This window comes from Aeromonas sp. FDAARGOS 1404, assembly GCF_019047085.1.
GTDB classification, from domain to species: domain Bacteria; phylum Pseudomonadota; class Gammaproteobacteria; order Enterobacterales; family Aeromonadaceae; genus Aeromonas; species Aeromonas veronii.
In genome coordinates, this window is record NZ_CP077237.1 from 2,794,025 (window position 1) to 2,814,315 (window position 20,291).

The 20,291-nt window shown below is 44.0% G+C and carries 19 protein-coding genes and 1 pseudogene; 8 read left to right on the forward strand and 12 right to left on the reverse strand.

Annotated elements, in window-relative coordinates:
• The first annotated feature begins 286 nt into the window (after nucleotides 1-286).
• Nucleotides 287-1,147: a TIGR02285 family protein gene (locus tag I6L34_RS12995; RefSeq protein ID WP_216954813.1), complete on the forward strand. Its 861-nt coding sequence runs from the start codon at nucleotides 287-289 to the stop codon at nucleotides 1,145-1,147.
• Nucleotides 1,148-1,286: 139 nt separating this feature from the next.
• Here the strand turns inward: I6L34_RS12995 and I6L34_RS13000 are convergent, their stop codons facing one another.
• The 4 genes from I6L34_RS13000 to norV all read right to left on the reverse strand — a co-directional run bounded on the left by I6L34_RS13000 (nucleotide 1,287) and on the right by norV (nucleotide 5,664).
• Complete coding sequence (locus tag I6L34_RS13000) at nucleotides 1,287-2,504, reverse strand: 4Fe-4S binding protein (RefSeq protein ID WP_204381163.1); 1,218 nt, start codon at nucleotides 2,502-2,504, stop codon at nucleotides 1,287-1,289.
• Between the two features lie 108 nt (nucleotides 2,505-2,612).
• On the reverse strand, nucleotides 2,613-2,954 hold the full coding sequence (locus tag I6L34_RS13005) for a DUF1971 domain-containing protein (RefSeq protein ID WP_081043423.1): 342 nt from the start codon (nucleotides 2,952-2,954) through the stop codon (nucleotides 2,613-2,615).
• 62 nt (nucleotides 2,955-3,016) lie between these two features.
• Entirely contained in the window at nucleotides 3,017-4,186 is a 1,170-nt protein-coding gene (norW, locus tag I6L34_RS13010) for an NADH:flavorubredoxin reductase NorW (protein ID WP_204381164.1), read from the reverse strand.
• The gene (norV, locus tag I6L34_RS13015) at nucleotides 4,183-5,664 is read right to left on the reverse strand and encodes an anaerobic nitric oxide reductase flavorubredoxin (protein ID WP_017408675.1); all 1,482 of its coding nucleotides are present in this window, start codon (nucleotides 5,662-5,664) and stop codon (nucleotides 4,183-4,185) included. Before norV ends, norW begins: the two co-directional genes overlap by 4 nt.
• A gap of 170 nt (nucleotides 5,665-5,834) precedes the next feature.
• Here norV and norR point away from each other — a divergent pair, with 170 nt between their 5' ends.
• Together norR and I6L34_RS13025 are read left to right on the forward strand one after the other, a co-directional pair.
• Nucleotides 5,835-7,361: a nitric oxide reductase transcriptional regulator NorR gene (gene norR, locus I6L34_RS13020; protein ID WP_058053329.1), complete on the forward strand. Its 1,527-nt coding sequence runs from the start codon at nucleotides 5,835-5,837 to the stop codon at nucleotides 7,359-7,361.
• 126 nt (nucleotides 7,362-7,487) lie between these two features.
• On the forward strand, nucleotides 7,488-8,150 hold the full coding sequence (locus I6L34_RS13025) for a response regulator (protein WP_058055682.1): 663 nt from the start codon (nucleotides 7,488-7,490) through the stop codon (nucleotides 8,148-8,150).
• A 113-nt stretch (nucleotides 8,151-8,263) separates the two neighbouring features.
• Here the strand turns inward: I6L34_RS13025 and I6L34_RS13030 are convergent, their stop codons facing one another.
• From I6L34_RS13030 to I6L34_RS13040, 3 genes are all read right to left on the reverse strand, one after another.
• Nucleotides 8,264-9,223 carry a sensor domain-containing diguanylate cyclase gene (locus I6L34_RS13030; protein WP_081043421.1) on the reverse strand — a complete coding sequence of 320 codons (960 nt, stop codon included), beginning with the start codon at nucleotides 9,221-9,223 and terminating at the stop codon, nucleotides 8,264-8,266.
• A 257-nt stretch (nucleotides 9,224-9,480) separates the two neighbouring features.
• Nucleotides 9,481-10,233, reverse strand: coding sequence for a hypothetical protein (locus I6L34_RS13035; RefSeq protein ID WP_107683372.1), 753 nt, complete (start codon nucleotides 10,231-10,233; stop codon nucleotides 9,481-9,483).
• Nucleotides 10,234-10,421: 188 nt separating this feature from the next.
• The gene (locus tag I6L34_RS13040; protein WP_216954814.1) at nucleotides 10,422-11,381 is read right to left on the reverse strand and encodes a diguanylate cyclase; all 960 of its coding nucleotides are present in this window, start codon (nucleotides 11,379-11,381) and stop codon (nucleotides 10,422-10,424) included.
• Between the two features lie 837 nt (nucleotides 11,382-12,218).
• Here I6L34_RS13040 and I6L34_RS13045 point away from each other — a divergent pair.
• Complete coding sequence (locus I6L34_RS13045) at nucleotides 12,219-13,784, forward strand: sensor domain-containing diguanylate cyclase (RefSeq protein WP_047437265.1); 1,566 nt, start codon at nucleotides 12,219-12,221, stop codon at nucleotides 13,782-13,784.
• Nucleotides 13,785-14,156: 372 nt separating this feature from the next.
• Here the strand turns inward: I6L34_RS13045 and I6L34_RS13050 are convergent, their stop codons facing one another.
• A complete protein-coding gene (locus tag I6L34_RS13050) occupies nucleotides 14,157-14,708 on the reverse strand; it encodes an antitoxin Xre/MbcA/ParS toxin-binding domain-containing protein (protein WP_201976755.1) in 552 nt (183 codons plus the stop codon).
• Nucleotides 14,709-14,720: 12 nt separating this feature from the next.
• Here I6L34_RS13050 and I6L34_RS13055 point away from each other — a divergent pair, with 12 nt between their 5' ends.
• The 3 genes from I6L34_RS13055 to I6L34_RS13065 all read left to right on the forward strand — a co-directional run bounded on the left by I6L34_RS13055 (nucleotide 14,721) and on the right by I6L34_RS13065 (nucleotide 16,237).
• On the forward strand, nucleotides 14,721-14,912 hold the full coding sequence (locus I6L34_RS13055) for a hypothetical protein (RefSeq protein WP_058059819.1): 192 nt from the start codon (nucleotides 14,721-14,723) through the stop codon (nucleotides 14,910-14,912).
• Nucleotides 14,913-15,507: 595 nt separating this feature from the next.
• The gene (locus tag I6L34_RS13060) at nucleotides 15,508-15,915 is read left to right on the forward strand and encodes an H-NS family nucleoid-associated regulatory protein (protein WP_042024860.1); all 408 of its coding nucleotides are present in this window, start codon (nucleotides 15,508-15,510) and stop codon (nucleotides 15,913-15,915) included.
• Between the two features lie 61 nt (nucleotides 15,916-15,976).
• Nucleotides 15,977-16,237: a hypothetical protein gene (locus tag I6L34_RS13065; protein WP_216954815.1), complete on the forward strand. Its 261-nt coding sequence runs from the start codon at nucleotides 15,977-15,979 to the stop codon at nucleotides 16,235-16,237.
• 75 nt (nucleotides 16,238-16,312) lie between these two features.
• Here I6L34_RS13065 and I6L34_RS13070 read toward each other — a convergent pair whose 3' ends face one another.
• From I6L34_RS13070 to I6L34_RS13080, 4 genes and pseudogenes are all read right to left on the reverse strand, one after another.
• Nucleotides 16,313-17,140, reverse strand: a complete 828-nt coding sequence (locus tag I6L34_RS13070; RefSeq protein WP_235671866.1) for a Fic family protein — start codon at nucleotides 17,138-17,140, stop codon at nucleotides 16,313-16,315.
• A 114-nt stretch (nucleotides 17,141-17,254) separates the two neighbouring features.
• Nucleotides 17,255-17,440, reverse strand: a pseudogene (locus I6L34_RS21855) (DUF4172 domain-containing protein); the annotation flags it as partial.
• Between the two features lie 609 nt (nucleotides 17,441-18,049).
• The gene (locus tag I6L34_RS13075) at nucleotides 18,050-19,153 is read right to left on the reverse strand and encodes a DUF3289 family protein (protein ID WP_216954816.1); all 1,104 of its coding nucleotides are present in this window, start codon (nucleotides 19,151-19,153) and stop codon (nucleotides 18,050-18,052) included.
• A gap of 242 nt (nucleotides 19,154-19,395) precedes the next feature.
• Nucleotides 19,396-19,602, reverse strand: a complete 207-nt coding sequence (locus tag I6L34_RS13080) for a helix-turn-helix domain-containing protein (protein ID WP_074045178.1) — start codon at nucleotides 19,600-19,602, stop codon at nucleotides 19,396-19,398.
• A 118-nt stretch (nucleotides 19,603-19,720) separates the two neighbouring features.
• Between I6L34_RS13080 and I6L34_RS13085 the strand changes: the two genes are divergently transcribed.
• Entirely contained in the window at nucleotides 19,721-20,287 is a 567-nt protein-coding gene (locus tag I6L34_RS13085) for a hypothetical protein (protein WP_216954817.1), read from the forward strand.
• The last annotated feature ends 4 nt before the right edge of the window (nucleotides 20,288-20,291 follow it).

The window sequence follows — 20,291 nt, forward strand, 5'->3', positions numbered from 1 at the left end:
CTGACAGCACTTGATCTCAAGAGCACGCCACATAGCGTACAAGCTCTATGGGCTCTATGGGACAGCAACAATCAAGCCTCATGCTGCCGTGTATGGCGACAAGCGGGAGAGTTCAGCGTATCAACGTTCAGCACCATCCTTGACGATACAGAAAACCAGAAATTTCTACGTTAGTAGGTTTACGAAAGCGCATACGTATGCCAATATTTTCTTGTGAAGATGTTAGTGTTGCTGACTAATCGCCGCACTATGGTTTATATCAGTATAATAGAGAGGTGAAATTGCCATGAAAAGGATTCTTCTAATACTCATCTCTTTTATTATATCTGTCGATGTAACTGCAAAAGAGACAATCCATTGGGTTCAATATGATATCCCTCCATTTTATATTAAGGATGGTAGCTATTCAGGTAGAGGTGTGGTTGATGTTACTGACGCTATGATCAGAGCTGAATTGCCCCAGTATAACCATGTGATCATATGGGCTAACATCGCCAGGATCCGGCATATGATGGAGCAAGGACAGAAAGTTGTTTGTGGAAATATGATAAAGACACCTGAAAGAGAGAAGTATCAAACATTTTCTACTTTTCATAAAACACTATCAACTGCACCACATGTAATCATACCATCCAGTGAGCTTAACACTTATAAGCAGTATATAATTGATGGAGACGGTGTTGATTTGCTTCGGTTGATTCAATCGAAGGATAAACTTGGCTATTTCATAGCATCTCGTTCATATGGAAGTAAATTTGACCTCGCAATTAAAGATAAAACAAATAAGAGAGTTAACTACTCTCTCAATGCTCCGATGGGTAATGTCCTGGATATGCTATTAAAAGATGTAAATGGTTTTACCATCGCATACCCAGAGGAAATTATCTATTACACAGAAAGTAAGTTTGGGTATGGCTCATCAACAGTATCTGATTTAAATAAAAAGGCTTATCTAGGGAAGTTCAAAGTTCTTCCGATAGCTGGACAGCCAAAAGAAATATCAACTTATGTTGCTGCACCGAAAACTGAGTGGGGTTATAGAGTTATATCTGATATCAATGAAGTGCTATCAAAGTTAAAATCTAATCCAGCATATATTAATGAAGGCTATATGTGGCGTGACTTACCTAACCATGATATGCGTTAGGTATATAGTGATTCTATCCATTGAATACATATACCCTAACGCTATCTAAGTTAATATACCAACTATCGAAATCTAACCTGGATACACCTTATTTCATCAATGTTGATTATTTATGCTTTTGTGAGATAAGACATCAACTCTAATGTGAAAGACTCGACAGAATATCCAATAGGTAGCGGCGTTGTTCTAATGGTGTGTTGCTTGTCCAAAAATCGAAAATCACATGAGCTAGCAATGGCATTAAGAGAAGTAAAACACACAACATTGCAAGCAGTTTCTTTGCTGAAACCTTTTTATTCGCAGTGCCAAAATGAATAGCATTAGCTTGTTTTGGGCATGCAGAGATACAAGTTAAACAGTTTGTACACTCAAGATTTCTGACTGATATAAGTTCATGAACCTGTATTCTTGATGGACATGCTCTACTGCATTTATCACAATCGTATCCCTTGCTTCGTAAACAGCTGCTGGAAGACCTGCGAATACGCAATGGTGTCAGAAGCCCCAGCAAGGAAAGCCATCCACCATAAGGGCATAGGTATCTACAGAAGCCTTGCTTGAAAAACATCGTGATACTTAATACCCAAACAAAAAAAATACCTGATATAAAGTTCAAGTTGAAAAAGAAGGCTCCCATTTTCATGTCAGCAGCTTGGTGATACTGGCTCATCAAGTACCCTGGCAGTGCAACATTTGGAACAGCAAGAATAACTATGAACATCAGAAATGATAGAACTAGAAATTTCTGAGATTTGAGCAGTAGGTCTAGCCATTTTGGCGGAGCCCACTCACCTGGTAGCAGCAAATTTCGAAAATGATGCAGCCATTCACCGACAACCCCAAGAGGGCAAAACCATGAGCAGAAGGCACGACCTAAAATGAGTCCAGATAAGGAAATAACCAAGACTGTGATTGTTGCAGCTGGATGGTGGTAATCAGTAATGCCCAAACTCAACAACGCCCGCAAGCCAAGACCGCCCGCTATAGGTAGAAAGCCATCTACGATATCAGGTCTAGACAGCCAAGGTAGGTCACCCTGGTGGAGTTGAAAAATATAAACACCATACTGTATTGTTACAAATCCCCACGATGTAACTAAGAAATATCTAACTAAACTACGAAGTTGTTGATCTCCCGAATCATATAATACGGATATTAATTTATATCTATAAAGCATGACAATAGCGACAGCAAGCACGATTAAACTACTTAGTGGTGGCTTGGCTGCTACCGTCAACCATACAGCGGCGGTTAGCATCAGGAACAGCTGCCAAGACCAACCTGAACGCTCATGCCACTGGAACAACAACAGATACACCAAGCCACTCAGCATGGTTATGGTTTCAATCCCACTCATCTAGCCAACCCCCATCGAAAAAACAGCCAATCATAAACAACATTCCAGTTGTTTATTTTGATCTGGATGGGTAGTTAGCCTTGTTTGTGGCGATGACCAGATTGTAATTTATTCTCTCGTCTTAATGAGCGGGGTATCTGAGCTTACGTTTTCAGCCCAAAAGTGGATATTGAATCTAGCATCTTCAGATAGTTCAACCCTGTGCCAATACTGAGGTGGGCTGGTTGCAAACTCTCCGGCTCGGATTACAAGCGTAATTTCAGGTATCTTCGCTGTTTCATCAGCAAAACCGTAATATGTTACCGTCCCCTCCATTACACATAACTGACCGAATACGCCAGCAGCTGTATTGTGATGGGTTAATAGAGCCTGTGGTACGTTTTCATTTGTAAAGAATGGGGTTGAACGGCGAACAACCCAATGAGCTGGTATACTATGCAGTAGCGACATGTTTTATCCTTAATAATCTATGAAATTAAGTAAGGCTGAGCATATGCTCAGCCAGCAATTATTCATCTAGAAAGAAGGCGTAGAAGTGGGAATGCAGCTCCCATTTGGTCTCCACCTACGACAAAGCCGCACATTTCACCATCCTCGCTGCGAGCTTCTGCGACCATTCCATTTTTATTCCATCTAAACTGCCATGAAAGGTCTGTACCTTTTGTTCTACCAGCTAACTGCAAAGGATATTGAAGTGTTTTTACCTTCACTAGCATTGGAGGAAGCGTTAGTGGTGTTGGCTTACCAATCAGAGTTTTAGATAATGCATTGGCACCGAGAACAATTGGCTGCAAAAAGGGGCGTAATTCACCTTTCCACTCAACGCAATCACCAAGCGCATAAATGTGCTCACTCGATGTTCTCAGGTATTCATCCACTACAATTCCACGCCTTACAGCCAGTCCCGCATTCATCGCTAAGGATAGATTCGGTTGTAGACCTATAGCTGAAATGACAAGATCCTGTTCACTGAAACTGCTGTCAGTGAGCTCTATCGTAAAGGATTCGTTGGCATCTTCTCTTTGTATCGACTTGATACCTAGACCAAGTTTTAGGTCAACCCCCTGCCCCCGTAAGGCTTGCAGTAACGGTTGACTCAATGCGGCTGGCATTAATGTACTTAGGGGGCTGTCCGCCAGATCTACAAGCGTCACAATTCGGCCTTGACCCACCATATCCATAGCCAACTCACAGCCGATCAAACCTGCTCCGAGTACCATAATGCGTTTTGCATTCTTAATTAATTGTTCGGCATTGGCATAATCATTTTGGCTATTGAGGGTTACCATTTTATCCGAGTTGGGAACGGGAGGCAGTATAGAACTGGCCCCAGTTGCCAGCACTAGCTGGCCATAAGAAAAATCGCCATTATTTGTGTGTACCATTTTGTTATTCGGACTAATGCTATGCACAATCGTATTAGGTGACAGAATGATACGTTGCTGTTCAGCAAATTGAGCCCCCGTCAACTTTGTCATTGCGCTGGCGGTGTAACCACGACTGACCACATGACTCAAGTCCGGTTTGTTATATTCATTGCCATTATCAGCGGTAATAAGACGGATCGGTCTTTCACCATCTAATTTACGCAAGCTTTTTACCAACTGCTGAGCGGCAAAGCCGCTACCGATGATGACTATATCCTGGCTGGAACCAGCATAATGCTCATTTAATGCGCTCATACACATGCCTCCACTGCGCATGGTTCGAATACCTCCTTGCCGATGCCGCAGCCAGGGCAAAGGAAACTCTCCGGTACAAGGCTCCAGGGAGTGCCAACCGCAACCAATTGATCCGGTTCACCTAAGGCGGGGTCATAAACCCACTGGCAGACTGTGCAAAGCATTGCTTGCTCATCGTCTACTCCGGCTACAACTGACTGGGTGGTCTCCTCTACAGGGGAGATATCAACAGTGAATGGCACTTGATGGGCTGCTTTTTCTGGGCGAGGCACCTCAATAGGATGTAACGCCCATTGACGAGCGAGCTGGCGTCCATGCTCTCGGCACTCTGCCAGTGCAGAACCATCTGGTCGCCATTTGGCTTTCAGAGAAATGCTGATATCAAAGCCTGCATCCATCAATCGGGTCTGGATACGATCTACTGCACCACCAGTCCAGCCGTAACTGCCGAATGCAGAAGCACGCTTGTTTCTAAAGCGCAGGCCAGTTATCTCCTCCAGCATGCCTGCCACCTTAGGCATCATGACGTTGTTCATTGTGGATGAGCCCACGAGTATTCCCTTGGAGCGGAACACTTGTGTCAGGATCTCGTTCTTATCGTGGCGGGCTACGTTGTAGATCTTGACTGCGACCCCAGGGTCAACTTCGTGAATACCCTGTGCGATGGCATCGGCCATCATACGGGTGTTGTTTGACATCGAGTCATAGAACAGGGTGATACGATCTTCTTGGTAGTGGTCTGCCCACTCCAGATACTTGAGAATAATTTGGGTCGGATCCTCACGCCAGACAATACCGTGGGAGGTTGCCACCATGCTTACTGGCAGGTTGAATCCAAGCACCTCTTTGATTTTAGCTGTCACAAGTGGGCTGAATGGGGTGAGGATATTTGCGTAGTACCGTTGGCACTGCTCCATCAATTCGGTTTGATCTACTTCGTCATTGAACAGATGCTCATCACAATAGTGTTGACCGAAGGCATCGTTAGAAAACAACACTGCGTCCTCAGTCATGTAGGTCATCATGCTGTCGGGCCAGTGCAGCATAGGTGTTTCAATGAACACCAGCTGCTTGCCATTACCGATGTCGAGACTGTCGCCTGTTTTGACTGGATGGAAGTTCCATTCAGGATGATGATGGTGTCCCGTGATTGAGTCGATAGCGTTGTGAGTGCAGTAAATCGGAGTGCCTGGGATACGAGCCATCAATTCGGTCAGTGCCCCTGCGTGATCTTCCTCAGCATGGTTGATCACCACATAATCGATAAGGTTAAGATCGATCTCTGCTGCAAGGTTTTGAACGAACTCTCGGCTGAACTTATGATCGACTGTATCAATCAGCACGTTCTTCCCTTCACGGATGAGATAGCTGTTGTAGCTCGTCCCCTTGTTTGTCTTGTACTCAGTACCATGAAAATCTCGAACTTCCCAGTCCCGTTGGCCGACCCAGTGAATGTTGTTTTTGACATGAATGGTCATCTGGCAATTCCTCAGTATGTAATAGTTGGTATTTCTTGATATCAACTATTGCAGCTAACATGCCAACTCATAACTCATTGTTTTTATGAGACTTAGTTTATTTTCTTGTTAAAATGACATAGTATTGATATTGTTTAAATGACAGCATTAATGTCATTTGGACACTAACAATGATTTCGACAGACAGTTTGGCTCGTATTGCTATAGACATACAGCTGGGGATTTCACATCAAGACAGATTCCACCGCCTTATCCAGAGTATTCGCAGCCTACTGAACTCAGATGCGTCAGCCTTGCTACGGTACGAAGGAGGCCAGTTCATCCCGCTCGCCATCGATGGCTTAATGCAGGACGTATTAGGACGCCGTTTCGCCATCAAGGAGCACCCACGCATGGAGGCAATTGCTCGTGCTGGTGACGTAGTACGCTTTCCGGCAGATAGTAACTTGCCAGACCCCTATGATGGCTTGATCCCTGATCATGCAGAATTTAAGGTGCATGCTTGTGTTGGTTTACCTCTGTTCTCCGATCAAGTCTTGATTGGTGCATTGACCATCGATGGAATGAATCCTGCCCAGTTTGATGACATTAGCGATGAAGAGTTGCGTTTAGTTGGTGCACTAGCGGCAGCGGCGTTAAGTAACTCATTACTACTAGAGCGTTTAGCTCGCCAGAGCAGTGAGCCATTAATACCTTCAACACCAACAGGTGCAGATAGATTCGAGATAATCGGGCATTCTCGGGCGATGCAGCAGCTAAAGCATGAAGTAGATATAGTTGCTAATACTGATTTAAACGTCCTAATTTTGGGCGAAACGGGTGTAGGTAAGGAGTTAATAGCAAAAGCTGTACATCTTGGCTCGCCACGGGCAGATCGCAAATTGGTATATCTCAATTGCGCAGCTCTACCGGAATCCGTAGCAGAGAGTGAACTATTTGGACATGTGAAGGGAGCGTTTACAGGCGCTATTCATAACCGTGCGGGTAAATTTGAACTAGCGGATAAGGGCACATTGTTCCTGGATGAAATTGGTGAATTATCCTTATCATTGCAGGCAAAATTGCTACGTGTCATTCAATATGGAGACTTGCAGCGGATTGGTGATGACACTCCACTAAAAGTCAATGTACGTGTGCTTGCTGCAACGAATCGAGACTTGAAGAAAGCGGTCATCGATGGCGAGTTTCGAGCAGACCTCTATCATCGCCTGAGTGTTTTCCCTATACATGTACCAGCCTTGAGAGACAGAGAGGATGATATCTCCTTGCTGGCTGGTTACTTTTGCGAGTGCTGTCGAGTGAGTATGGGGTTAGAGCAACTGCGGATCCAACCTCAAGCACTGCATCTTTTGAAGGGCTATGACTGGCCTGGTAATGTGCGCGAACTGGAGCATGCCATTCATCGTGGTGCCGTATTGGCTAGAGCAGAGCAACGAAGTCCGGTTCTGACGCTTGCAACCCATCATTTCAGTATAGCTATACCACCAATGCCTCAATCTGGCATAAGTCCTACCGAAAATATGGATGACTTCGCTAGTAACCAAATGGGTTTGAGAGCATCAACTGATGCATTTCAGTCTGCGTTAATTAAAAAGGTACTAGCAGATCATAATGATAATTGGGCTGCAACAGCACGAGCCTTAGACATTGATTGTGGTAACTTACATCGTCTAGCCAAACGACTGGGGTTAAAATGATAAAGATACATAGCTATGGGCCATTATAGAGTTGCATCCTGAATATCGGTTAACGTGTTGATTTATAGTGTTTTTTTATGCACGTATGGTGTAATGTGACGCTAGCATGGTATTGAGAATGTAGTTATGGATAACAAAGTTTCAATCGAAGAAATGCAAGCATTAAAAGTATTGCTTGTAGATGACCACGCTATATTGCGGGCAGGAGTCAAAGCTACACTCTCAACAGATCACCTTATGAAGGTGATTGCAGAGGCTGGCAATGGTAAAGAAGGATTAGATCTGGCAGTAGAATATGAACCAGATTTAATATTGCTTGACCTTCAAATGCCAGTGCTTAATGGATTAGAAACGCTGAAGAGAATCAGAGCAAAGAAAATAAAAAGCAAGGTCGTTATCTTCACCGAGTCAGATTTGGAAATTGATGTTGTAGAAGCGTTTAGGTTCGGAGCAAATGGATATCTTTTAAAAGATATTGAACCGCTTGATTTAATCAGCTGCATTAAGAGTATATGTGCAGATGCATCAGTTGAAAGCCCTCAGCCAAAAAATAAACTCATGTTAAGTTTATCATCAGAAATAAATGTTGGCATTATCGAATCATTAAGCCATAGGGAAATTGATGTAGTAAAGCTTCTTGCTGAGGGCCACTCGAATAAAGTTATATCCAAACTTTTATTCATATCACCAGGGACTGTAAAAATACATGTGAAAAATATTTTAAGAAAACTTAATCTAAAATCAAGAGTCGCCGTCACTATATGGGCGCACAACAGAACTATTAAGTAGATTTAATAATCTGAATGAGCACAGATAAAAAAGTTCATGTTGCTCTTATCATTGTAACTCATTAATCTCCTGCTGAGAACACATAATTAATTTACCCATGGCTAGCATCTAATTTATCCATCTTGCTTGCAACGATACATTTCGTCATCTGCTAATCGAAGTAACATGTTTAGATCTGGTGGAGTCGTGGGATTATAGCTCACTATACCTACTGAGCAAGATAGGGTGTAGGCTTTACCGCTGTGTAAGTTGAATTCATCAAATGAGATATTTATCCTACTACGCATATATTGTAAATACTCATAGTTTGTCTCAGGAACTAAAACTACATATTCATCACCACCTAATCTTGCACAAATATCAGAGTTTCTAAAAACCATATTTATTAGTCTGGCAGCTTGGCACAATGCATCATCTCCCACATCATGACCAAAGCGATCGTTTATCGATTTAAAATTATTCAAATCGATAAACAATAATGAAAGACTTCTCTTTGTTCTAAATGCATGCTGCAAATATTTCTCAGCTAAAAGAATAAACCCTCGTCTATTAGTGATCCCAGTAAGTTCATCTATTGTAGCCATTTGTACAGCACGTAACTCGCTCTCAACTGTAGATGCTAAGTCAGTAAATAAACGTCTCTCTTTGTCACCAAAAACCCTTGGCTTCCGATCTATAATGCACAAGGAACCAATGTGCAGTCCATTCGTTATGACTAATGAGTGTCCAGCATAGAAGCGAATATATGGCTCCCCAATAACCATCGGATTCTCAGCATATAGGGGATCTTGAGTTGTATCCTCTATAACAAGCATGCTCTTTGTGAGAAACCCTTTTTTACAAAAGGAGATATTCGGAAGTGGTTCATGCATGTTTAAACCATAACAAGGTTTAGCCCATCCATGCTCATTATCTTCAAAGGATATTAGGGCAATAGGCACGTCAAAAATATTACGAGCCATCCTTGTTATACGAATGAAACGTTCCTCTGTAGGGGAATCAAGTGCTTGAAGACGGCGTAACGCATCTAGGCGTAGAAAGTCGGGATCTGAGGTTTCATGAAGAGGTTGCATCCTTGCTTCCTTTTTTCATATCGGTTTTAAACGCAAATAGTATGGCATTCTTTGAGATGCAACAGAATGGAATGTAGCATTACATATGACGGATTTTAGTTGTAGTGTGATCGTTAACACATTAGCTTCTCGCATGGGATTCAACTCGACAGGAGACCAAGCCAGCATCACATCATGAGCGGCCTCAATGGAAGCCTTGCGGCTAAGGGGAGACCATGGAGGATGATATTACAATGCGCGGCAAAAAATATTTCTAGTTAATCATGGTAGCAATATTTATCTTTCAACTGTTCAATCTTATTTTCCACTTTCATCATGTTTAGCGTAGAGGCTAATCTTTGTGCTAGCGTAAAATGCCTATTATTAAGATAGGCATAGCCTTCTAATTTATCTACAACGCCAGCCGAATGTACTTTTTCGTATTCTGGTGAGCTTTCAAGTAGGTCTTTTTTGTTTTTATCAAATACAAGGGTTTGCTCAATAAATATATCTGTACGCCCTTTTATCAGTTTTTTCAATCCCTGTTCTGTCGTATTCACATCAGTAAGTAAAGATGGTTTAATCAACTTTGAGAGAACCTCTCCTGCGCGCTTAGAACCTCTTCTAAACTCAATCTTTAAACCATCTTTGTTTAAGTCATCCCAAGAATTAAATTCTAACTTTTTATCATATACATATGCCTCGATAGTCACATAAAAATGTGACTCGTTCACTCTAATCATATTTTTTGTTTGTTGCTGATATTCTAATGGTCGATGTATCTCTCCATCGACACTTCCATTCTCAGCCAGAATTGGGGCTCGTCCACCAGGAACGCCACGATAAATTAGTTTATATCCTAGTCTGGAGAATGCCTCGCTGTAAATATTATGAAGCCAACATCCATACCTTGATTTGAAGGTGTCATCTGAACTCACCAAAACTATAGTGTTTTCAACAGCACTTACACCTAGCGAGAATATAATGAAAAAAATATAAAATATGTTTTTTATAAGGTTTTGTGAAAACATATAGATCTCACATTGACATATCATACGCTCAATATAGCTCAAAATTAAACTTTCTTCATTTTTAAATGAAAAATATATGATGACTACTGGATTGCTTTGTAATATTTACATATTTAACTTTAAAGATTACTCGCACGCCCTGTATCTAGAGTTACAACGCCGAACGACATAGAATGAATCGATGCCTATTATGAACGCAGCCCTTTGCATACATACATCTCCTCATCTGCTTGCCGGAGTAGTTGATCTAAATCAGGTGGAATACTAGCATCGTAAATAACAATTCCTAAGGAGCATGACAACTGGTATGGCTTACCACTATGACTATTGAAGTCATCTATTGCATGATTCAGCCGCTCTTTAATTCTCTGACAATGTTCACTACCAGTGCCAGGTAAAAGGACAACGAATTCATCCCCACCAAGGCGAGCGAATATATCAGCATCGCGGAATACTCGGCATAACAACTCGGCCATATGTCGCAACGCGTCATCGCCAATGTCATGACCAAACTTATCGTTAATTAGTTTGAAGTGATTTAGATCTAAAAAAAGTAAGGCCGCTGGGTGTTTTACACGAAATGCATATTTCAAACTTTTTTCGGCGAGCAGCATGAATCCTCTACGGTTAGTTATCCCCGTCAATTCATCTATGGTTGCTCTCTGAACGGCTTGTAACTCACTCTCAACCATGGATGCCAAATCAGCTAACAGCGCTTGGTCTCGTGGGCTAAAACCCCTGGGTTTAGAGTCTATGATGCACAATGTACCCAGCTTCAAACCGTTCCCAACTTCTAGTGGATGGCCTGCATAGAAGCGAATGTGTGGTTCCCCCGTGACTAAGGGGTTGTCAGAAAATCGTGGATCTTGGGCCGCGTCTTCAACTACCAACAGTTCTTCACCGAGAATTGCATGACCACAAAAAGAAATGTCTCGCGGTGTCTCCAATACCGGCAACCCACAACATGACTTGAACCACTGTCTGTTTTCATCCACCAATGAAACCAATGCGATGGGCACATCAAACATGTTGCGAGCCATCCTGGTAATCCGGTCAAAACGCTCCTCTGCGGGGCTATCAAGTATCGCTAAACGGCGCAATGCGTCTAAGCGAAGCGGTTCGTTATCCGGTACTACAGGGCTTTGCATCAACATCTCCTTGTTGTGTGGGCACTGTACGCTGCCAACATATACTGTGCATCTGTAGATCTGATGTACTGACAGTATATTACAGTAGGTAGACCTATGATTTCGAGCCATCTCATCTTTGATGACAGGAGCAGTGTTTGCACTCTTGGTAGCGTGGTTGTCGCTCGCTCGACAAACAAGAGCTCGCCTAGAATCCCCCTAGTTTTATTCGACCATCCTAGCAAAAAGCCATTCCGCAGTTAACTTGTTTGTCATTAATGAACTAACCTCATATCATCAAGTCTCCCAGTTTTTGCATCTGGATGTTTCACGATGGTCAGAGTCATTTTTCAAGCCAAGGTACATACCTCCGTTGACTCAGGCGGGTGGGTCGAAGTCCCACATTTATGCTTGCAACACTGCGTTATAGAGGACTTTAAGGCTCACCCTCGCTGGAGAAGATTCATCTCATCTTTAGAGCTGGATGAGATTCTCGAACAGCACACCACTAGGTTGTTTGGGGAGGCCAGGCGATTAGATCTGAACACTGTGCCTGAAGGTGTCTCTGTAGATGTGTTCGGGGCTTTGGCTATTGTTACTATAAATTTGATGCAGTGTGACACATACCATTGAAAATATAATATATTCAGACACTTATGACTTTAAAGCTCAGGCCATCGTCTTCATCGTAGACAAACCTTAACGTTCAGATTGTATGAACGGTAGTAAGTAGTTATCGAGCAAGTCGTCCTGAGGGGGCTCGTTCAGGTTCGAGGAGGGTGATCACAATGATGGGCTCATTTAAAGCTTTCTGGTATGGTTAGCCCATCAGATTTTTTCAGACAGGATGTCGGTGTAATGAGTGATAAAACCCAGTGGAAAACATGGTCATTGATTTCCCGCATGCGTCTTGGGTTAGTTCTGCTTTTCGTCCCCATATTAATTCTCGGGGCCATTTATTACTATCATATGACCGTCACTCTGCAACGTGATTTACAGCAACAGTTAGTATCCAAGAATGATCAACTTCATAATGTTTTGATTAAGCCATATATTGATACCCTCACAACACAGTTTGAGCTTATCTATCGCAATGTTGATTATAAAGACTTTATAGATAACAAGATCAAACATCAGTCTGAATACTTAAAGGACTGGCGGCGTTATCAGGAAACTGCTGGGCTACAATACATCTATGTTGGCACAGAGCATCGACAATTGCTTGTTCATCCTGAATGGCAACCAGACTCAAATTTTAACCCACGCATAAGGCCATGGTATCAACTTGCCGTTAAAAATAAAGGCAAGATGGTTTGGACTGAACCATATTACGACTACATTTACGGAACGCTATCCCTCTCATTAGCTAAAACAATTGAAGATCCGACAGGGAAGTTAGTTGGTGTTTTTTCAATTGATACATTACTTCAACCCATATCAAAGTGGCTTAATTATAAGCAAGATGCTGGGTATCAGATGTTGGTGAATGGGGCTGGTAAGATTTTAGTTCATCCAGATAAAGAGCTAATGTTTACTCCCATGAAAAATATGACCTGGCTTTCAAAGTTCACAAAAGAAAAAGGCGTATTCCATGATAAAGAATCTGAGATGTTTGTGGCATATAACAAAGTCGATGGTCAAGACTGGATCTTGGTTAGTGTCGTTCCAGAATCTACATTACAAGGTGTCATTGAGAGTGTGTCGCTTAATGTTCAAGGTATCATCGCACTGACCTGCATTTTTTATCTCTTGCTAGCTTTGGCTTGGTCTAAATATTTTCAAAAAATGCTCAATGAGCTATCAAATGTTATTCGGTCAAGTCGTAACAATTCATTAAAATCACCTAAGAATAGAATGGTTGAGTTATCACATGTGTATGACGAAGTGGCAAAATCGACACATGAATTATCAGAAGCTCGCTTACAGGCTAATGTTGACCAACTGACAGGTTTATACAACCGTAGATTTTTTGACATAAAGCTATCTCAGCTATTAAAAAAGCAAGAACCATTTTATTTAGCACTGTTAGATTTAGATGACTTTAAAAAAGTGAACGATACGTTCGGACACCAAACTGGTGACTCTGTATTAAAAAGAGTAGCGAAACTTGGAAATTCAATTTTTTATGAGCATGGCTGGTTCTGTCGATATGGTGGAGAAGAATTAGCTGTATTGTTTGAAGTGGGCTCAGGGAACTTAGCGATATCTTTACTGGAGGCATTAAGGCATGGTGTTGAGCATCTGGACTGGCGTGAAGATGCTCTTCGAGTAACACTCAGTGGTGGGGTTGCTGTTAGTAAAAAAGATATTAGTGCAAAAGAGCTTATAAATGCAGCTGACATTCAGGTTTACAACGCTAAACGCGATGGTAAGAATCGAATTTACGAGTGCATATCAATAACTACTGTTCATGACACCATGTAGCGTGAATCCCATATGATTGATATATATGCAAGAAATAAATTGAAGTTTTACTATTCAGTGCCTTAGGCACTAATTTAACCAGTTATTGTAAGGGTATCTCCTTCGATAGAATTCGTTATTAGATTGTTATGACCTTCAATTATGAGTGTTTATTGATGAAATAATAGCCGTGGGTGTACAAAACTGGTTTATCTTCGCTGCGTAGCAGCGGAATAATGGTGAGCTGCTTAAATTTAATTGAAGCTCTCATAATTAGTAAATGGACAGTTTTCCGAATTTTTCAAGTGGGGTAAATGAAATAAATTTCAAAAAATGATGAGATTGGTTGTTTTTGAAGCATTCTGTGGGGATTCGCCTATCAGAACCCTCGATTTAGTTGCACACCCCATGCTGAATCCGTCCCACCAAATTCACAACAGCCTGAACCCCCATCGGTGTATTCAGCAATGTGGCTGGAGCCACGCCACCGAGGCCCCAGGCTGGTCTGTTTATCCATGACAACGCCTTGGCAGTATCGTTCTTGTTGAGGGATAGTGCCGCATTGAGGGCCTGTACAACGCCGTATACCCTGGCACCCTGAGAGATTGATAGGGGAGCCCCAATCCTCAGCTTGCGAGCAACAGTGTGGCGGCTAATGCCTGCTAAGCGGCATATCAAACCTATGTCTGCACTCATCAATTCAGCCAGTCGATGAATGATGCCAGGAGCAACGCCAGCCACGATCCATAGATGTGCTCCTAGTGGGTCACGAGGAATACCAAGACCTTCTAGGAGACGGTTCGGAGTAACTGCGTCACTACTAGGATGATAGGTTGCATAGGGCATCATGTAGCACTCCTCATTGTACAAACACGACCTCTCATGAGCTATCCTACCCCAAACTGTCGTTTTGAGTGGAAAATTAACAACCAAATGCCCCTGCATTGAGGAGGGCTGATGACCGAGTTGGTCTGTACTGAACCAGGTTTAGGCATTGAGCTGGGGACTACTTTTCAGGTTCTATCGGAGAACGGCTCTGAATGGGAAATCCTGTTGGGGAATGAATACCGCAGGATCAACAAACGCAGCGGGCGCGTTACAGGTTGGAAAACACCTCCAAAATTTGAGTGCAAAGGCATCCAAAAATAACATATCAAATAAGTGCTCAATGCTGGTTATGCCAGTAATAATGTTGACTAGCGGCTTCACCTTTCATAGAATCAAGGCACAGGGAGATTCGCTACCCTAAGTGCGAAGTTGAAACAAGGGAGAGTCGCTACCCTGAGTGCGAAGTTGAAAAAATGCTGAAACCCTGCCTCGTTGCGGGGTTTTTTGCTTTCTGGAGACATGGATGTGTAGTGGCCTAGTCATCCAAGACTTCCTCTTAAGTTAAGAGGGGCGAAGTGTCTGGATCCTCAAGGGGCAAATCTAAAATTTCTTATCATCGACTCATTCTGTGAGCCAATGATATTGTCCTATCGGCTCATTTCGTGAGCCGAACAAGATCCTTCATCGGCTCATCTGGTGAGGTGGTCTCAACGCTCACTACCACTTGGATTTAATTTTTAGCTACATATTTTCATAGCAGATTGGAGCTAGGCCAATAAGTAGATCCAAACGCAATTTAGCTCAGGATTTTTAAATGATGCTTTTTCGAATCATCTTGGTGCCAAAAACAGTGGAGCTGATGCTGGGATTGAGAGATAATTTTCCTGATATAAAAATGTGATACATGAGGATAAAAATGAACGATTTTTTGAAAATACTGATGAATATTCGTAGTCTGCGAGCTGCATTGCGCGAGCTCTCTTTCGAGCAGCTGGTCGAAATCAGAGAAAAATTCGAAGAGATTTTTGCTGAGCGTGAGCAGCAAGAGAGCAAATTGAGAGAAGAGTCCGCTGAACGCCTGCAAAAACTGGCTGAGTTTACCGAGCTGCTGAAACAAGCGGGCATAGATCCGAGTGAGCTTGTTGGTACTGCAACCACTGCAAAAGCAGAGGGTACAGTAAAGAGCAAGCGCGCTCCTCGTCCTGCAAAATACAAATACACCGAAGACGGTCAGGAGAAAACCTGGACTGGCCAAGGTCGCATGCCCAAGACCATCGCAGAAGCAGTGGCTAATGGTCGTGCATTGGAAGAGTTTTTGATCTAGTGCTGAGAGCCCATGCCAGCTCGGCGTGGGCCTTTAATTCTATCTGTAGTAGGAGCACCGTATGGGGAGGACATTAGAGAACATCATCTCATCCGAATCACCGGAGGTTGTCCAGAGAGCAAAGGCGCTGGCCGAAGAGCAACTGGTACGTCTCAGTGTGACCAAACTGCTTTCAAATCTCATGGCTGGTGATGTTCCTGAAATAGATCCCGATGTTCTCGATGGTTTATTGTCGCTCAAAAGGTCTGTTGAGAGTAATGACTGTCGGCTAAGTTTATTCGTTCATATGCCTGACGGAACTAATCATGGCGTCAATATTTAACTAAAGATCGTCATTGGTACGTTAATCGCAGATTTTATCTACCAAATAAAAATAACACCCCATGGCGATGCTTTTTCAAACTCCCTCGGTGTGCAAGCGGATCTGATAGCGTGTATTGCGTCCGCCACCAGGTAATTTCTCAATGCACCCCCTACCCACCAATTCGGCCAGATGGCGTGTAGCCGTCGCCTTGCTGACTCCGGCGACTTTTTGATATTGGCTGGCGTTGATGCCATTTTCAAAACCTTGTTGGCCGCCATCCAATAAACGGTTAATAACCTTGGTTTGCTCTGGACTCAGACCATCATGACAGTGCTGCAACCAGAAATGTTTTTTGGCAAGAGAACGGTCAATAACCTGTAACGCCAGCTCTATGGAGTAATCCAGTGTGTCGAGGAACCAACAGATCCAGGAGGTAATATCTAGCGAGCCCCTCTGCGCTGACTCAAGCGCTCGATAGTAGTCACCCCGCAGCTCTAGAATGGCAACTGACATGGCATACAGCCGGATGCTGTGGCTGTCAGCCTGTGACAGCGCGAGATCGGTCAGTGCCCGCGTGAGCCGCCCATTGCCATCATCAACGGGATGCAGGGTCACGAACCAGAAATGGATGATTGCGGCACGAAGAAGCGGATCCATCGTGGGGTCATGCCGAGTCTGGTTAAACCAGGGGATGAACTCGGCCAGTTGATCGTCCAGAGTTGCTCTGGGCGGTGCCTCAAAATGCACGGTGGGGCGATCAACACGCCCAGAGACAACCTGCATCGGCTCATCTCCTCGCAACTGCCCTACGTTCACTGGCTGCACCGACCATTCGTTGGCGGGGAACAGCCAACGATGCCATTGGTAAAGTCGTTCAATTGTCAGTGGTTGTTCATGGTTGTCGATGGCATCCAGCATCATGGCCGCGAGCCCCTCTGAGCGCTCTGATACTGGATAGGACTGAGTTTGTGGGCTCCCTAACCGCCTAGCTAGGGATGAACGCACGGATTGTGCATTGAGGCGTTCGCCTTCGATAGCGGACGAGGCGATGATGTTAGCCAATAATGTGTCCAACGTTTGGTCGGGGTTCCCCAACCTGGAATGACTACCGATTAGAATTCCCTGCCTGCGTTGCACCTGCCGTAATCTGGGCAATATCTCGCTATCCTGCCAACGAAAATGGGGCCAGTCGTCTTGTTGCCAAATCCAAAATGGTTCCATTATTTCCTCATCCAACGTGCTAAGGTCTCAATAATGAGCCGACCCCGCCCATCATTCAGCTCAATATTTGAGCCGAATATAACACATGCAGCAGACCAGCAGAGCTGGTAATGAGGATGGAGATACAGGCTGAAAATCTCAGACCGGAGCTGATGAAAAACTGGATTTATTGCTGCTGGGTGGAGCTACTGCAACCAGTGGATAGACAAGGCGGGAACTCATTTCCGTTTCGAACAGCTCTTGTGAGCTTGCAGCTTACGCTGCATGAATCCACCCCCAAGAAAATGCCATTCGGTCTACTCATTCATATGCCTGACGATACTAACTAATATTGGGATGCCAGTCTAAGCCACCAAAAGAGAAGAATTGAACCACCGAGTAGATTACCTGCCAGGTATTTCCAAGAGCGATCTGACAAGAACAAAATCGCACCCAGTATCGTTATCAAACCCCAGAGATAGGGCATGAGCAGTACATATAGGCCAGTCAGTGAGTATTCATCGTTAAACCAGTCATAGACAGGCTGAATGAACAGGATCGATGCATTCAAGAGGTGATAGAGCATGAACAACACGAATACCCATGTTCTCTCTGTCTTCACGGCTGCGCTCACTTTAGTTCCCCTTGGAATGGATAGCTGAGTTCAATGACGGTCAAAAATGGCTTGTAGGCAAAGCGCTTGTAGTGTTGAAGAACAAACCAGCTTCTGAAACCGGACGCCAGGCCGTAGAACTTGACTCTTCCGGTCGTGGGGTCAGGGCCAATGTCAGGATAATCGAGACCGAAGTGGTCATATAGCGTTACTTTGATCGTCCCCTTGTAGAAGTCGCCAAACTTTTCATATGTCGCGATTTCCGCCTTGCCTGCCCAGACATCGTTCACCGCAATTGTGAGGCCCTGCACCTTATCCGCCGCAGAGTTGAAGATAGGTAACCGAAAGCCGGAGGTCTTGCTGTATTGCTGCATCAAGTCACTCAGAACAAGCTTGTTCACATCACCATCAAGTTCGGCCAGCTTTGCCTTTACTTCCTTGATAAGGGTATCTGAGAACTTGATCGTGGTCGGGTGAGCTCGCGCAGCTCTCGTCAACGCTTGGTTCCGGTATTCACCCCCCTCAGATTTCTCGAACTTGGCGATCATGGCCAGAATGTTCATTTTCAAGTCACCAGTTGCAAACAATGTGGCCATGTTGCGGAAGCTACTAAAGAACACCTTGGGGTCAGTCTTTTCGAGATCACCAATAAAGCCGTCATCTCCCATCTTCCCTACGAACATGGGGATAGCCTTGATCTGCTCTGCCGTCATTTTGCCGTAGGTCATATCTTCGGCGGGGCTGCCATCAACGTTCTTACCTGGCTCACGTTTCGACTTGTAGATGAGCACAGGTACACGATAGGTTGTGGCTGACGTTGTATCGGTTTTGGGCTTGAGAGCAGGAGGAATGGTTTCTGCCTTCGGGCGCTCTTTCTCTGCCGAACCGAACCACATTGTCGTCTTGGCTTGGGCATATGCTGACTTGATGGCCTGCTCAAACTTTGGTGTTCCCCTCACCGAGATTTGATCTCCCTGGATAGTGCAGCAAGCAAACACATCAGATTGCATCCCCAATATGACCTTCGACCCGTCATCAAGGCTTCCAGCCACAGGGCCTAGAATGCGCTTGAACTCGTCCTTGGTAAGTTGGCTGATGTCTCTGAGGTCTGGTTTCTGCATGTATAGAGGGCTCGATGAAGAGTAGTGAGAGGATCACTTTATCATCAATGCGCCAATCGAGACCATGTAGGCATTTTCTGAAAACGGCAGTTTGTGACGCTTTCTATAGATAGGCTACAGGGGGGGGAATAGCTAATAGGAAAATGCTAAAGCTGGCAATGAGGCTAATTACCATCACTGTGAATAATTATAGGGAAATATAGTTTTATCTGGGTGAAGATATAATTATTTGGAAAATATATCTATGGCAGCAACTCGCGAATGTCACACCCCATTACTCTGGCAAGACGATAAGCCTTTTCCAGGGTGATATTAACCTCACCACGCTCAATTCGTCCTACGTAGCTTCTATCAATTTCGGCCGCATATGCGAGTGCATCTTGCGATACGCCCAATTGAAGCCGTCTATTACGTACAGCATCACCAAATTTTTTTGCTAGATCTTGCATGTCTCGCCTCTCACTGGCGAGCACTATCTCTGGTTGTCTGGCTAACAACCACGGATTATAATCCGCAATCGAGTTTAGATTTCCACTAATTGTTTTCGTTCGAGACCAAGGATTACTTATGAGCTCCCAGACTGTGTGGTTACCCACCGCGCTCTACACCGCACTCATTCGACTGCACATGGATGACTTCACTGCGATAGGATTTGTAAATGCCATTTTTGGTGACAAAGCAGAATCGCAGATACGTAAGCGGCGTTATACCTTCATTTATCGGCATCTGATCAAGCTCGTAAATCAGGGACTTCTAAAAAGGAAGCATGTTGATGATGGGAAGCGCTTTTCTCATTTCATAAGGACTCCCCAGTTCGATGAAGTGCATTTCAAAGAGGAATTTATTGGGCCGAGTGCGCATGTAACGGTATCGGGTAAGGAGCGTGAGCCGGAAACGTATGAATCCGTTCTGGAAGGGTTAAGGGCGAGAGCAGAGCACTACCGCCAGGCGTTGCAGGAATGTGATTCAATGCTTGCTGAGTACCAGGAGTTAAGATCGGACTTCTCCGTATTGGATCCAGCGATTGAAAGGGCCATAAGCAATGCCGTTGCAGAAAGTCGCGATTTGCGGGGCAGGCTGGAGGCCGTGGAGAGGCTTTTGAGGGGGCTGATGGCGTTTAGAAGTGCCTCTTGATGAA